We start from the raw sequence: 13,071 nt of genomic DNA on the forward strand, positions 1-13,071 counted from the left end.
TTCATGGTTTGTTGCGCACCGACTTGTGGCCCCACATGCTCGGACTGTCGTGCCGTGCCACCACCCAGGAGCGGTCCACGGTGCGGGCGCCCCAGCCGTACTCGACCTCGACTCCGGACGGGGTCGCTGCATAGAACGACACCATATGGTCGTTGGTGTGGCACCCCAGCGTGGAGGTGATCAAGCCGTCAGCGTCAACCCGGTCAAACGCAAAACCGACGTCATTGAGCGACGAGACTTCGAGCATGAAGTGGTGAATGCGCTTGGGCAGCGGAAAAGCTGCGATCGCGAGAGTGTGGTGGCGTTCGTTACAGTGCAAAAAATACGCCGGAACCGTCACGTCCGGTCCCATTTTCATGTCGATGACGTCCGACAACTGGAAGCCGAGCACCTGCGTATAAAACGCCAGCGCCTTGTCCGAATCCGGAACGCAGCGCACGAAATGACCCAGCCCTTGCTCCCCGGTCAAGAAACCCGACACCGCTGCAGCGGGCATGAACGGCTTTTCGAACACCTCGCTGGCGCCGTAATAAATCTCCAAGGGCAGGCCAAAAGGATCGGCAAACGAGATCAATCCCATGACACCGCGGCGCCTGGCCATCGAGGCATCTCCCGAGGTGACTGCGATACCGGCCTGTTTGAGTTTTTCGGTCATCTGGGCCAGCCCAGCCGCATCGGCCACCTCGTAGCCCGCGTAGGCCAAATCATCAACTTCGCCCGGCTGAACGGCAATCCGCCAGGCTCTCGAATCGATGCGGAACAGGCTGCCGTCATCGGTGGCACCCGCTTCCATCAGGCCCAGTTTTTGCGTCAGAAACGAACGCCAAGCGGACACATCCTTGACAGCAAATCCCATGTACCCCAAGCTTTTGATACTCATCTCTGTCTCCTTCGTCGAAGTTCAATGACTGATATTCAGTTTTTCGAGCAAGTCCGCGCCCCCGGCTGCCGAGAAGAATCCACGGACGCCCATGCCGCCGTCGTAGTTCAGCAAGGCACCGGTCGCGGGTGCCACATCGCCTCGTGTGGCAAAAAACACATAAGCACCGGTGTACTCCTCGGTCTCAGGCATGCGACCAATCGGCAGCACGGACTTCAGCATGTCGGCCAGCGGCACGGTCGAAATCGATTGCCCGCTCATTCCCAGCGAGGAAGGGCCTCTGAGATCCGTATTCATGCCGCCTGGAGCCACACCGTTGACGCGCACGTATGGCGCCAGTTCGAACGCCAGCTCGCGCACCAGGCCCACGACTGCGTGCTTGGCTGCGGTGTAAAGGGGGCCTCCGCCATTGGGATAGAAACCCGCATTCGAGATCGTGAAGATCACGCTGCCACGGCTAGCGACCAAGGCTGGCAGGCAAGCCTTGACAGCGTGGATATAGCCTTTGACATTAATGTGAAAGACCTCGTCGAACGCGGCATCGATGCTGTCTTCGGGAAGATCGATCAGTGCCGTCGAGTAGTCCCAAATGCCTGCGTTGGGGATCAGGGTGTCGATTTTTCCGAACTTGGCCACGCAGCGCTCGGCGGCCTGTTTCTGGTCTCGCAGTGAGCGCACGTCGCCGACGATGCCCACCACGTTGTCGCCATGATCGGATTCCAGCTGTTTGATACGATCCGCCGACTTGTCGAGCACTGCCACGTTGGCGCCTTCGGCCACGAACCGGTCCACCAAGGCGCGCCCCAGCCCGGCAGCGCCCCCTGTAATCAACACCACTTCACCTGTCAGTTTCATTTTCAATCTCCTTGTCGTTAAGTTAAGGCAAATCGCCGGTCGAGATCATCACTGCGGTTTGGCTTTCAGCAAATCCCGCAGGTTCAAGCCGGCGTCCTGCAACTGCCCGGCGGAAACTGGAACCCGTGCGCCGACCAGACGGGTCGCCACGGAAAATTCTTTCGCAGCGTTGATCGCCGTCGCGGCCTCAACGCAGCCATCAAACAACCTGAACAACACCAGCGGCTGTCCGGTCTGCGCCTCGCCGCGCAAGACGATTTCTCCTGGTCCTTCGGCATTGCCAATCATCTGGATGCGGTGGCCCGCAATCTCCGTCCACGAGGTCGGCACCTGTAGCGCCGGCACGGGCTTGCCCAACATGGCGCTGGCGGCGGCTTCGGCTTGCGCCTGGCTGTTCAGATAGGTTTCCAGCGAGCGCTGGCCGCCGCCCCGCAGCGGCCAAGCGGCCACGTCACCGGCGGCGAACACCCTCGGACACGAGCTTGCGCCCGTGGCGTCAACCAGAACGCCGCGCGCGCAGGCGATGCCAGCCGCCCGGGCCAGCTCGTCTGCCGGATCGGCGCCAATGCTGACCAGCACCAGGTCGGCCGCCACCTTGCGGCCATCGGCGCAGACGACGGCACGCACACGCTCTTCGCCTTCGAAACACGAGGCCTGCGCGTTGCGCTCAACCTGGACGCCCAGGCGTTCCAGTTCAGCCCGGCACCACGCCCCTGTTTGGTGGCCCAGCACGCGCAGCAGCAACTCGTCGCCGGCTTCCAGAATCGTGACATTGACGCTAGCCTTGCGGGCGGTGGTCGCCACCTCGCAACCGATCAGGCCGCCGCCGACGATGACAAGCGACTGGCCCGGTTGCAGCGCCTGCCGCAGTGCCAAGCTGTCGGCGCGGTCGCGCAAGGTATGGATACCTTCCAATTCGCAACCCGAAATCGCCACGCGCCGGGCGCGCGCGCCGGTGGCCAGCAGCAGCCGGTCGTAAGCCAGCGGGGCGCCCGATTCGAACTGAATCTGGCGACTGGCCACATCCAGGCAACTCACCCGCCGTCCGAGCTGGACATCCACATGGGCCGATGCGTACCAGGATGTGTCCATGATCGCGGGCGGCTCGGGCGGTTCGCCCATCAGCACCGCCTTGGACAGGGTGGTCCGGTCATAGGCCTGCCGCGACTCGTCCCCGATCAGGTGGAGGCGCCCGGCATACCCCTGGGCGCGCAGTGCGTGCGCAGCCATCGCCCCGGTCAAGCCGGCGCCGATGATGGCGATGGTTTCTATTGTTTCGATCATGGCGCCAGATACCCAGCATCGAAGTCGACAAACACTTCATTGCCTTCGACGCGGATCGGGAATACTTTCAATGCCTGACAGGGCGGCGGGGATTTGATCTTGCCCGTGCGCACACAGAACTTTCCCATATGCAACGAGCATTCCACGACGTCGCCATCCAGATAACCGCCCTCAGACAGGGACCAGTCGCCGTGGGTGCAGCGGTCTTGTGTGGCGAACAGCTCGCCATCCACATTGAAAATCGCAACGGAGGTGTCTCCACTTTCGACCTTCAGGGCTTCGCCTTCAGGTACATCGCTTCGCTCACAAACTCGGGTAAATTTCATATCGCTTCTTGTCACTGGTTCGAAAGATTCAAATCGCCTTGGGCGAACAGTCACTGGCCAGCAGGCGCTTCGTCGGCTGTTGGTGGGGAGCTGGTGAGTGATTCAATGTCCTCAGCGATTCGACGCCACGGCACGCCAGGCAAGCAGGCCCCAGCCAATCCACATCACATGGATCGCCAACGTGACAAGCCCGAACCACAAGGCCTCGTGACTCCACACGATGCTGTAAAAATCCCACAGGCCATCGACAACTTCCGTTGCAATGACCACGGGAATGACGGCCTCATAGCGACCCGGGTCGCGTGCGCCCCACAAGGCGACGGCCCCGATGGCACCCAACTGAAGACCGACAACCGCCCAGGCATCTTGCAGCAAGGTGAAGATAGGCTCACCGACGTGCAGTTCGACGCCTGGGTACATCGTGCCGAACAAACCCAAGGTGCTAAAAGGAAGCGTGCCAATGAGGTTGATGATGTAAAAAAGGCCGATGGCGATTAAAAACAGACGCACTTTCGTCATGGCAGCTTCCTCGGTTCAGGCGGGTGCAGGTTGCTTGCTTAGAAGAAGATGCTCAGGTTGTTCGACAACAACGTGCTCTGGTCTAGCAGGATGGTACGCTTGGCGATCTTGAAGCCAAGGCCGTTGTCGGCGCGGCGCAGCACATCCCGCCGCTCGCCCGCGAAGATGTCGACCTGGCGCTCCAAGCGATTGCGGTAGAGGATGAAGGCGGAACTCACTTCGAAGCTGTTGGGCTCAGCCGCCTCATTGATGAGGACATTGGAGACCAAGTGGCGCGTGCGGGACGGTGGGTTTTCCGCCCAGCCCAGTTCCGAGGTCACCTTGCGGATGCGACCGTACATGGTTTCATAGGTTTCGTCGAAATGAGCGAAATCTTGGTCGCCGGAATACTCGAGTTTGCTCTCCCGGAGCGTGCGGTTGGTGCGCAGCGGCATGAAGTAGCGGATGTCTTTTTCAAGCAGGGCAAACCAAGCCTCGTAAGCCCGGTGGTCGAGCAACTGCGCTTCGCGGTAGTAAAACTGCTCAATCTCGTTCTGCAACTCGAGACCAACGGCCTTGCTTTGCCATTCAAATGTTTTGAAAAAATGGGGGGATGGGTTTGTCATGACTGCTTATCTCCTAGTGAATATCAGGGAGCGAAACCTCGGCGCGCTGTCGACACACGCACGTCCGCCCCATGATGAACTTTTCATCCGATTGAAAGACTTAACGATTGCGCCCTGATCAGGGTTTGAGCGTGGCCCAGCTTGGCTCCGACATCACGCGAGCCCAGTGGTGGTACATGCCCCGCGCCGCTTCTTCGGCGTAGACGTAGCCGACCTTGCCGGGAAAATCAGGATGACCGGTCTTTGACCGACCCAGGCCCATCTGGGCATTGAGCGGCTGGCTCTTGGCTTTGTGACCGCGCAGCACTTTCTGAATCTCGACCCAGTTCTCGCCATCGTCCTGCTCAAAAACGCCCCCTGCAGAGAAGGTGCGAATGTTGTTCCGGCGATACTCTTCCTTGATCTCTTCGGGTGCGTCGGCATCGACCAGAGTGAAAGCCCACACCTCGATTTCGTTGGGGCCACGCGGGTGCCAGCTACGGATGGTGTTGATGGCGGGCAGGAATGAACAGGTTGGGAAGATATTCATGTGCTGGCCAAACATGCGTCGAACCGGCATGGTTTGACCCAGACGCTTTTCTGCAAGGTCTGCGGCCGGACCCTCAGTCCAGTACTGGGTGACCTTGGGGCCCATCACGGCCATGAGCATGCCCGGCTCGTCAACAAACCATCCCGTGCCGTGCCCGCCCCAATTGGCCCGGAACTGATTCCCTTTCGTTGGCACTTGAGCATTCGACAAGTCCATTTCTGGCGGCATGCCCGCCAGAATGCCGGACAGGTGCGACATCGTGCCGGCGTGGTACATGTCACTGCAGAACTGCTCGGCGGCAAACTTCCAGTTGCACGGGATGACCCACTTTTGTATGCCGCCAATGGCCTCGGTTCCCGCCGGCGTACGGTCCAGCATGACGTCCATGTAGGGACGCGCGTCACCAAGGTAGGTCTCCAGATCAGGCGCTTCGGCGTCCCAGTTGGCGAATACCAGGCCCTTGTAGGTGGCCACGCGCGCTTGCAGCGGACCCCAGTCGGCCTTGTCAAAGCCGCAATCGCCCTCCTTCTTGTCGCAAAACGCCTCTTTCTCGAACGGCACGTTCACCAGATTGCCCGCGATGTCGTAGGCCCAGCCGTGGTAGCTGCAGGTGAACGCCTTGGCGTTACCAGCGTCCGTGCGGCAGATGCGCATGCCGCGATGCCGACACTGATTCAGGAAAACCTTGATGCTTTTGTCTTGCTGCCGCACCATGACGACCGGGTCCTCGCCCATGTAGGTGGTCAGGAAGTCCCCGGTTTTAGGAATGTGACTCTCATGCCCGAGCAACAGCCAGGAGCGGCCAAAAACCCGCTCAAGCTCCAACTCGTAAAGACCCTGATCGGCATAGATGCGTGGGTCAAGCAGCCCCTTTTCCTGATCGACCAGCGCCCGGATCGCGTCGGGCGTCCAATTGCGCGTCCACTTCATTGGGGACTCCTGCACTTCTTTGATTGCTGAACTCATGACTTAATATCTCCGTTGAAATACCCTTGGCAGGGCTGAAAAAATACCTAGCTTTTCCATCACACCAAAAAAATACCTGTGATGTTGGCGTCACCGCAACAAACCGAATTGCCGAACCACCAAAATCGATGACTCAATATGGGCCCGCAACAACTGAGTACAGCGCTCGACATCACGCGCGAGTACGCTGTCACGAAGTGCCAAGTGCTCCTCATGCACGTTTCTGGCAGGCTGGTTGTGCATTGCCGTCAATCGGCGGTAGCGCTCCATTTGCAAATACAGGATGGACAGGAACCGCTGGGTCCAGGCGGATGAACACGCTGAGATCAGGGCTTCGTGAAAGTCGCGGTTAGCTTGCTCCCACTGATTGAACAAGTGAACTGGATCGCGCATGGTGCGCTCGTCGAGGAGCGAGAGCCGGTGATACGAACTGACGACCCGCGCCTCCCATTCGGCGTCGCCATTCAGCACACTTTGGCGCAGCGCTTCGCACTCAAGCGCGATCCGCGTGGTTGCCAGATCACGCATGTCATCCAGAGACATGGGGGTCACATGAAATCCACGCTGGGCCTGCGTCTGCACCAGGTTATTGGCCACCAGCAGGGAAAGCGCCTCCCGCACGGTCCCGCCGCTCACCTCATAGCGCGACTTGAGATCTTCAATGGCGAGTCTGGAGCCAGCAGCGAGTCGCCCCTCCACGATGTCCGCCCGCAACCGCTGAAACGTCGCCTCAATCAGGCTTCGCACGCTCGCGCCAGGCGCTGGCGACGCATCCCCAAATGACTTGTCGCCCCCCATGGTCTGGCTGTTTGGAGTTCTCGCATTCATTGCATTTCTCACATGGTCATTACAGAAACTTCCCAACATTCCTGAACCGACTGACTCAGGATTCGGTAGCACGCGGCTCGTCATAATGTCGATATTATTATCGACATTCGACATATATGCCCAGTGAAAACCCTAGGTGTCTGCTCGGTCGCAGCGTTTTTTTGACAGCTACGCGGGAAGGCGGTTGGTAGGTGCGGTTAGCGATCTGGCTGTGTCCGGCGCCAGCGCAGCGTGTGAGGCAGCCGTTGCAGGCGGCCCAGTTGGCCGCGCGCGGCTTCACCAGCAGTGCCGATGCGATTGAATGTCCGCAAGGCCTCATCGCCACGCACGGTGGCACCGCATCGCTGGGAGCTGCGGTGGCCACGCCGAACGGCGGCTGGCATCTGCGCCACAACCTGTTCAAGTTCCACGCCGCCTGTTATGGCACACATGCCGCCATTGAGGCCGCGAGCCACTTGCGCCTGCAACACGCACTGCGGGTTGATGACGTGTGCCGCGTGACGGTGCGTGCCAGTTCCGCCTGCGAGGGTGTATGCAACATCGCGGAGCCGCGCACCGGGCTGGAGGCCAAGTTCAGTCTCCGTCACACGGTAGCGATGGCGCTGGCCGGGGTCGACACCGCCGGATTGGACGCGTTCAGTGACGAAGCCGTATACGCGCCCGAGGTGGTGGCGCTGCGTGATCGGGTGCAGGTTTTGCTCGCACCTCAATGCCCGGACCTCACCCTCAGCGAGGTGGTGATCGAGACTCAGAGCGGCACAGTGCTGCGCCAACGCTACGACAGTGGGCGCCCAGCCAGCGACCTGCTGGAGCAGCAGCAGCGCCTGGAGGAAAAGTTTCGCCTGCTGGTCAAGTCTGTGCTCATACCTGACGAGTGCGACGAGCTGATAGACCTGGTGGCACGGCTCGACGAACTGACCGACCTCTCGCCGCTGGCAGGCATGCTGGCTCGCCAAGCGTGCGCTGATCGACACTAACAGCGTTTATTGGTGCGGGCAGGCTGGCGTGCGGAAAAAAAAGAGACGTGCAATACCCCTCATTGGTCGGCGTTTTTGCTCTCCGCGGAAGGGCTGCGCCCAATGCGGCAAAACAAGCGCTGCAACATGCTCCTGGTCTCCCCACGGGCCCGCTGCTGCGGATGGTGACCAACTCCAGGCAGCGCCGTCACTTCAAGCGGCATCAGACCGTGGCGAAACAAGGCAATCGCGCTGGGCCGCCAGCCATATTCATCGTCATTGCCGAACAACACGGAGACCGGACAACGCACTGCGGCAAGCTCGACGCTCATGTCCCATTGAAGTGCCTGCGGGCTGGCCCAGGGCTCGTACCAGCCCCAGAACATGGTGTCGGTGTTGTCGCCATGGTGGCGACGAAGTTTTTCGCGCAAGCCGTCTTGCTCAAACGCGCGCCGCGCGACGGCCATGGCATCCACCATGAACTGATCCACAGCCATGGTTGGCGAGCAGGCAAAAACGCCGCATACCAGCTCAGGATGCGCCGCCGCAGCCAGCACCGACATGGCTCCTCCATCACTGTGGCCGAACATCAACGCCTTGTGGATTCCAAAGTGGCGCAACACCTCGCCAAGCACCGGCCCAGCCTCTTCACGCCGGTAGCTGGGCTCGCGCCCACCCACCAGACTCTCGGATCGCCCATAACCATACCGGTCATAGGCCAGCACCGGCCAGCCGCTGGCTTCGGCCAACACCTGAGGCAGGTCTTTCCAGGTGGTGATGCAGTCCAGACCGCCATGCATCATCACGATGGTCGGCTGCCCGTTGCCCACATCACCCCAGGTGGTGGCGGCCAGCCGATGGCCTCCCGCAAACAGTTCGTGTTCCTTCATTTCGTTCTTTTTCATCATGTCAATCTGCCTCCGGGTTGGGCATTGCAGAGGATCCACACAGCCTACAGGTCGGCCTGTCCAGTCAGCAGTTGGCGCGCGACGGTGCGGCGCTGGATTTCGCCCGTACCGTCGGGTATGCGCATCACGCGGGCGAAGCGGTAGCCCTCTTCCAGGCGCAGTTCGTTGGTCAGGCCCATGCCGCCGTGGATCTGGATGCTGCGGTCCATCACGCGCCCCAGCATCTCGGTCGAAAATGCCTTGACCATACTGACCTGTGCGTTGGCTGAGCGGCCGCTGTCCAGGCGCCAGGCACAGTTCTGAATCATGGTCTTGGCAGCGTAGATGTCCATCGCGCTGTCGGCCAGCATGAGCTGGATGGCCTGGTGCTCGGCAATGGGCACGCCAAAGGTTTTTCGCACCTTGGCGTAGTCCACCGCCTGGTCCAGCGCCCAGCGGGCCAAGCCCAGGCAGGATGCAGCCATGCCCATGCGCCCGGCGTTGACGCCGTCCATGGCCACCGCCAAGCCGTGCCCGACGTCGCCGAGCCGGTGGTCGTCGCGCACACGCACGCCGTCGAGCACGATGACGCCGGTGTCGCCGCCTAGGTGACCCATGGTGTTGATGATGCGCGGCACTGAAAAACCTGACGCGCGCGTGTCGACGAAGAAACCGGTGACACCACCCTTGTGGCGCGCTGCGGCTTCGGGGTCGGTCAGCGCGAACACCATGGCGTAATCGGCGTAGGGCGAGTTGGTGATCCACTGCTTGGTGCCGGTGAGCACCCATTCGTCACCGTCGCGCACGGCGCGGGTTTGCATGCCGAATACATCGGAGCCCGCATCGGGCTCGCTCAGACCAAAACACAGGGTCTTGTCGCCGCTGGCGATGTCGTCGCGGTACTGCGCGAAGATGTCCGGCTTCAGATGCCGCAGCACAGGCGACAGACCGTTGGTGAAGGGCGAGGGCAGCACCACCGTCTGCACCAGCGGCTGGGCCGGACCCACGCGGTGGTTGAGCACCTCCTGCACATGGGCCATGACCTGCGCGCCCTGCCCGCCGCCGCCCAGTGTTTCGTCGCCAAACAGAGTGTAAAAACCCAACTCGGCCGAGCGCTTGCGCACCTGCTGGCGCAGCGCCAGCGCCTCGGGCACATAACGACCGCTGGCATCGAACAAGCTGCGTTCGCTGCCCAGCAGGTCGTGGTGGCGCTGCTGCAGCGGCAGCACTTCGCGCTCCACGAAGCGCAGCACTGCCTCGGCAATCGCCACGGTATCGGGATCGATGGTGAAGTCCATATGGGAAACCTCGGCGCTACAACAGCCGGAACTTCGGCAGCGTGACCTCGTCGGTCACATCGTCGTACTGCACCGTCACACGCTGGCCGATGCGCACCGCCTCCACATCGTCGGTGACGATGTTGGTCATCATGCGCGCGCCCTCGTCGAGGTCGATCACCGCCACCACGTAGGGGGTGTCGGCCTTGAAGGCCGGACCGGCCGGCCGACGCGCGATGGTGTAGCTGTAAATGGTGCCGGTGCCGCGCGCATCGACCCATTCGACGGCGTCGGAATGGCAGTGCGGGCACAGGACGCGCGGATAGAAATGGTGCTTGCCACAGTCATGGCAGCGCTTGAGTGTCAGGCGATGTTGTTTCAGGGCGTCCCAATAGGAGCGGCTCTCGCCATCGATGACGGGCAGGGGTTTGTCGTACATGGTGTTCACCGGGTGGAGAGAATGCAAGTGGCACCGCTGGAGAGCGTGCCGCCGGTGCCGTGGACCAGCGCGGTCACGGCGTCCTGGATCTGGCGCGGGCCGCATTCACCGCGCAGCTGGCGCACCGCCTCGATCAGCAGGAAGATGCCGTACATGCCGGGGTGTGCGTAAGACAGACCGCCGCCGTTGGTGTTAAGCGGGAATACACCGCCCGGCGCGGTGCGCTGGTTGGCGACAAAGGCTCCACCCTCGCCACGCTTGCAAAAGCCCAGCGCTTCGAGCGTCAGCAGCACGGTGATGGTGAACGAGTCATAGACCTCAACCACGTCAATGGCGTCATGCCGGATGCCCGCCATGGCAAAGGCGTCCCGACCGGCCACTTCGGCGGCCGTCAGGCGCGCTAGGTCGGGCATGGCGGCGATGGTCCAGTGGGTGTGTGATTCGCCGTAACCGCGCACGAACACCGGCTTGCGACCGAGCGCCTTGGCGTGCTCGGCGGTGGTCATGACCACCGCGCCACCGCCGTCGGTGACCAGACAGATATCGAGCAGGTGCAGCGGGTCGGAGATCATCGTGCTCTGGAGCACATCCTCGATCGACAGCGGCTCGCGCATGGTGGCCGCCGGATTGAGCGCCGCCCACTTGCGCGTGGCCACCGCGATCTCGGCCAGCTGCTCGGAGGTGGTGCCATATTCGTGCATGTGGCGCTTGGCCGCCATCGCATAGCCGCCCACCGGCGTGGGCATGCCCCAGGGGGTTTCGTACTGCATGGTCAGCACCGCCGGGCGCCCGGCGAGGTTTCGGCTCATCTCGCTCTTCTGCAGGCTACCGTAAGTGATCAGCGCCACCTCGCAGCGGCCAGCCTCGATGGCGGTGGCGGCATGCGCCACATGCGCCTCGAAGGCCGAGCCGCCGATGTTGGTGCCGTCGACGAAGCGCGGCGTAATCCCCAGGTACTCCGACAGCGTCACGGTCGGCAACTGGCCCGGGCCGGGCAGCCCCCACATACCGGCGGTCAGCAACCCATCGACTTCGTGCATGGCGATGCCGGCGTCCTTCAAGGCGTCGCGGGCGACCAGCGCCTGGGCCTGCAGGACCGACATGGGCGCAAGGACCTTGCCGTCCTTCAGTGGCAGGTCGGCAACGCCGACGATCACAGCTTCTCGTTTTGTCATATGTAGAAATCTCCTGGTGTTGGATATCCCGGTCTGTGCGGTCTGTACTATTGATCCGGCCATTTGACGTCGCGAGTCGTGGACGGGCTGCCACAGGCAAACGACTCACGAAAGTTCAAAATTCATGGAGCCGGAGCAGCAGGCAAAAAAGTAATGGTTTCAGTGAAGTCGGCAATGGTTTCGCCACGCTGATTGATCACCAAATGTTGCAACTCCATCAGGGTATAGCCGCGCGAGGTCGTGGGGAGCAGTCGGGCCTCCCCTTCGACATGAATGGTGTCGCCCGGAAACAGCGCACCGCGCAGGCGTGCCTGTACGCCGGTCATACCGCCGAACGGGCCAACCTCGCGCCCTTCCAGCACCTGCTTGATGATGTCGGACACATAGGTTGCCAGCAGCCCCATGCCGAGCGAAATGACCATCGGGCCGGGCGCAAAGCGGCTGCGATGCGATCCGGTCATGTTCTCCCGGATGTACTCCATGTCGATAAAAAATGGTTCATGCAAGCCGACCACATTGACGAAGGTGACGATGTCGGTTTCGGTGATGGTGCGTCGGTGCGTCTTGAAATGATGCGACTTGGCGCTGTCGGTCAGGTTGGCCATTTTGAAGTCCGGTGATTGATGGGTGGTGATGGATGAAAATGGTTCTCTGCGGGCAATCCTTCTATCGGCCTGGCCCGCTGTTTTGACATAATTGGGTTTTTATGTCGTCTAGCGCAGGAGAACAGCGGATGAACCCAGCACCCTTGCCTGGCGGTCAACTTCAGGGCCAGATCGCCCTCGTCACCGGTGCCACGGCCTTCATCGGTCGTGCCATTGCGCTGGAGTTGGCGCGGCGCGGCGCGCACGTGATCGTCAACGGCCGCAATCCCGAAGCCGGACAGGCAGTGATCAACGAGATCGCTGCGAACGGCTACTGCGCCGCGTTTGAACAAGCCGACCTGACCCATAGCGACGCGGTTCGTGCCATGGTGGATCGAGTTGCCGAGCGCCACGGTCGCCTTGACATCCTGGTGGCCAGCGGCGCAGGCGCCAGTGCCGACTCGCCGTCCTTTCGCCTTTTCAAGGAAATGAGCAACGGCGACTTCGACAACTACATCCGCGCCCACTGGCTCACCCGCGCATTTGCGATCCAGGCTGCCGCCCGCGTCATGGCACTGCACGGCCGCGGCAAGATCGTCGCGGTGGGCACCGACGCGGGCCGCGTGGCCACGGTCGGCGAATCCTTCATTGGCGGCGCCACCGCCGGCATGATGCAGATGTGCCGCGTGCTGGCGCGTGAACTGGGGCGCGACGGCATTCGGGTCAACGCGGTGGCGATGAGCTACATCTGGGATGCCGAGCCGCGCTGGGGCCCGGGCTCGCCAGCGCTCGAAGGCGGTCACGGCAAGGGCATGATCGAGAACCTGCGCAAGCGCATGCTGTTCCCCGTGCTCTGCCAGGACATCGCCAACGCGGCGGCGTTCTTGGCCGGACCGGAGTCCGATGCCATCACCGGCCAGACCCTGAGCGTCAACGGCGGTTTGAGCACACCGGGCTGACA

The 13,071-nt window shown here is 61.8% G+C and carries 15 protein-coding genes; 2 read left to right on the plus strand and 13 right to left on the minus strand.

Translation table 11 applies throughout. The features are described 5' to 3' along the window. Position 1: 1 nt before the first annotated feature. From bphC to F3K02_RS06840, 8 genes are all read right to left on the minus strand, one after another. The gene (bphC, locus tag F3K02_RS06805; RefSeq protein WP_177134588.1) at positions 2–880 is read right to left on the minus strand and encodes a biphenyl-2,3-diol 1,2-dioxygenase; all 879 of its coding nucleotides are present in this window, start codon (positions 878–880) and stop codon (positions 2–4) included. A gap of 21 nt (positions 881–901) precedes the next feature. Beyond that, a complete protein-coding gene (gene bphB / locus F3K02_RS06810) occupies positions 902–1,735 on the minus strand; it encodes a cis-2,3-dihydrobiphenyl-2,3-diol dehydrogenase (protein WP_056270871.1) in 834 nt (277 codons plus the stop codon). Positions 1,736–1,783: 48 nt separating this feature from the next. Continuing rightward, positions 1,784–3,019: an NAD(P)/FAD-dependent oxidoreductase gene (locus tag F3K02_RS06815; protein WP_056270867.1), complete on the minus strand. Its 1,236-nt coding sequence runs from the start codon at positions 3,017–3,019 to the stop codon at positions 1,784–1,786. Then, positions 3,016–3,345 carry a non-heme iron oxygenase ferredoxin subunit gene (locus F3K02_RS06820; RefSeq protein ID WP_056270864.1) on the minus strand — a complete coding sequence of 110 codons (330 nt, stop codon included), beginning with the start codon at positions 3,343–3,345 and terminating at the stop codon, positions 3,016–3,018. Before F3K02_RS06820 ends, F3K02_RS06815 begins: the two co-directional genes overlap by 4 nt. 111 nt (positions 3,346–3,456) lie before the next feature. Then, positions 3,457–3,864: a BphX family protein gene (locus F3K02_RS06825; RefSeq protein ID WP_177134590.1), complete on the minus strand. Its 408-nt coding sequence runs from the start codon at positions 3,862–3,864 to the stop codon at positions 3,457–3,459. Positions 3,865–3,902: 38 nt separating this feature from the next. Continuing rightward, a complete protein-coding gene (locus tag F3K02_RS06830) occupies positions 3,903–4,469 on the minus strand; it encodes an aromatic-ring-hydroxylating dioxygenase subunit beta (protein WP_177134592.1) in 567 nt (188 codons plus the stop codon). Between the two features lie 118 nt (positions 4,470–4,587). Further along, positions 4,588–5,964 carry an aromatic ring-hydroxylating dioxygenase subunit alpha gene (locus F3K02_RS06835; RefSeq protein WP_177134594.1) on the minus strand — a complete coding sequence of 459 codons (1,377 nt, stop codon included), beginning with the start codon at positions 5,962–5,964 and terminating at the stop codon, positions 4,588–4,590. 90 nt (positions 5,965–6,054) lie between these two features. After that, positions 6,055–6,711 (minus strand): GntR family transcriptional regulator, encoded by a 657-nt coding sequence (locus F3K02_RS06840; protein WP_343067020.1) that lies wholly within the window; start codon positions 6,709–6,711, stop codon positions 6,055–6,057. Between the two features lie 314 nt (positions 6,712–7,025). On the opposite strand from F3K02_RS06840, the gene F3K02_RS06845 reads away from it, so the two are divergent. Continuing rightward, positions 7,026–7,769, plus strand: a complete 744-nt coding sequence (locus F3K02_RS06845) for an MmgE/PrpD family protein (protein WP_177134596.1) — start codon at positions 7,026–7,028, stop codon at positions 7,767–7,769. A gap of 59 nt (positions 7,770–7,828) precedes the next feature. Here F3K02_RS06845 and F3K02_RS06850 read toward each other — a convergent pair whose 3' ends face one another. The 5 genes from F3K02_RS06850 to F3K02_RS06870 all read right to left on the minus strand — a co-directional run bounded on the left by F3K02_RS06850 (position 7,829) and on the right by F3K02_RS06870 (position 12,131). After that, complete coding sequence (locus F3K02_RS06850) at positions 7,829–8,656, minus strand: alpha/beta fold hydrolase (protein ID WP_177134598.1); 828 nt, start codon at positions 8,654–8,656, stop codon at positions 7,829–7,831. Between the two features lie 44 nt (positions 8,657–8,700). Then, positions 8,701–9,933: an acyl-CoA dehydrogenase family protein gene (locus F3K02_RS06855; protein ID WP_177134600.1), complete on the minus strand. Its 1,233-nt coding sequence runs from the start codon at positions 9,931–9,933 to the stop codon at positions 8,701–8,703. 16 nt (positions 9,934–9,949) lie between these two features. Further along, complete coding sequence (locus tag F3K02_RS06860) at positions 9,950–10,351, minus strand: Zn-ribbon domain-containing OB-fold protein (protein WP_034694630.1); 402 nt, start codon at positions 10,349–10,351, stop codon at positions 9,950–9,952. A 5-nt stretch (positions 10,352–10,356) separates the two neighbouring features. After that, positions 10,357–11,526, minus strand: coding sequence for an acetyl-CoA acetyltransferase (locus tag F3K02_RS06865; RefSeq protein WP_177134602.1), 1,170 nt, complete (start codon positions 11,524–11,526; stop codon positions 10,357–10,359). A gap of 122 nt (positions 11,527–11,648) precedes the next feature. Beyond that, positions 11,649–12,131, minus strand: a complete 483-nt coding sequence (locus tag F3K02_RS06870) for a MaoC family dehydratase (RefSeq protein ID WP_127806017.1) — start codon at positions 12,129–12,131, stop codon at positions 11,649–11,651. A 128-nt stretch (positions 12,132–12,259) separates the two neighbouring features. On the opposite strand from F3K02_RS06870, the gene F3K02_RS06875 reads away from it, so the two are divergent. Then, entirely contained in the window at positions 12,260–13,069 is an 810-nt protein-coding gene (locus tag F3K02_RS06875) for an SDR family NAD(P)-dependent oxidoreductase (protein ID WP_164868397.1), read from the plus strand. Positions 13,070–13,071: the final 2 nt, after the last annotated feature.

The organism is Hydrogenophaga aromaticivorans, assembly GCF_013387465.1.
In the GTDB taxonomy this organism is placed as follows: domain Bacteria; phylum Pseudomonadota; class Gammaproteobacteria; order Burkholderiales; family Burkholderiaceae_C; genus Hydrogenophaga; species Hydrogenophaga aromaticivorans.

Coding starts and splice junctions, on each gene's coding strand:
- bphC (WP_177134588.1), bottom strand. CDS start 880: ATGAGTATCAAAAGCTTGGGGTACATGGGATTTGCTGTCAAGGATGTG.
- F3K02_RS06875 (WP_164868397.1), top strand. CDS start 12,260: ATGAACCCAGCACCCTTGCCTGGCGGTCAACTTCAGGGCCAGATCGCC.
- bphB (WP_056270871.1), bottom strand. CDS start 1,735: ATGAAACTGACAGGTGAAGTGGTGTTGATTACAGGGGGCGCTGCCGGG.
- F3K02_RS06850 (WP_177134598.1), bottom strand. CDS start 8,656: ATGATGAAAAAGAACGAAATGAAGGAACACGAACTGTTTGCGGGAGGC.
- F3K02_RS06815 (WP_056270867.1), bottom strand. CDS start 3,019: ATGATCGAAACAATAGAAACCATCGCCATCATCGGCGCCGGCTTGACC.
- F3K02_RS06825 (WP_177134590.1), bottom strand. CDS start 3,864: ATGACGAAAGTGCGTCTGTTTTTAATCGCCATCGGCCTTTTTTACATC.
- F3K02_RS06820 (WP_056270864.1), bottom strand. CDS start 3,345: ATGAAATTTACCCGAGTTTGTGAGCGAAGCGATGTACCTGAAGGCGAA.
- F3K02_RS06855 (WP_177134600.1), bottom strand. CDS start 9,933: ATGGACTTCACCATCGATCCCGATACCGTGGCGATTGCCGAGGCAGTG.
- F3K02_RS06835 (WP_177134594.1), bottom strand. CDS start 5,964: ATGAGTTCAGCAATCAAAGAAGTGCAGGAGTCCCCAATGAAGTGGACG.
- F3K02_RS06860 (WP_034694630.1), bottom strand. CDS start 10,351: ATGTACGACAAACCCCTGCCCGTCATCGATGGCGAGAGCCGCTCCTAT.
- F3K02_RS06830 (WP_177134592.1), bottom strand. CDS start 4,469: ATGACAAACCCATCCCCCCATTTTTTCAAAACATTTGAATGGCAAAGC.
- F3K02_RS06865 (WP_177134602.1), bottom strand. CDS start 11,526: ATGACAAAACGAGAAGCTGTGATCGTCGGCGTTGCCGACCTGCCACTG.
- F3K02_RS06870 (WP_127806017.1), bottom strand. CDS start 12,131: ATGGCCAACCTGACCGACAGCGCCAAGTCGCATCATTTCAAGACGCAC.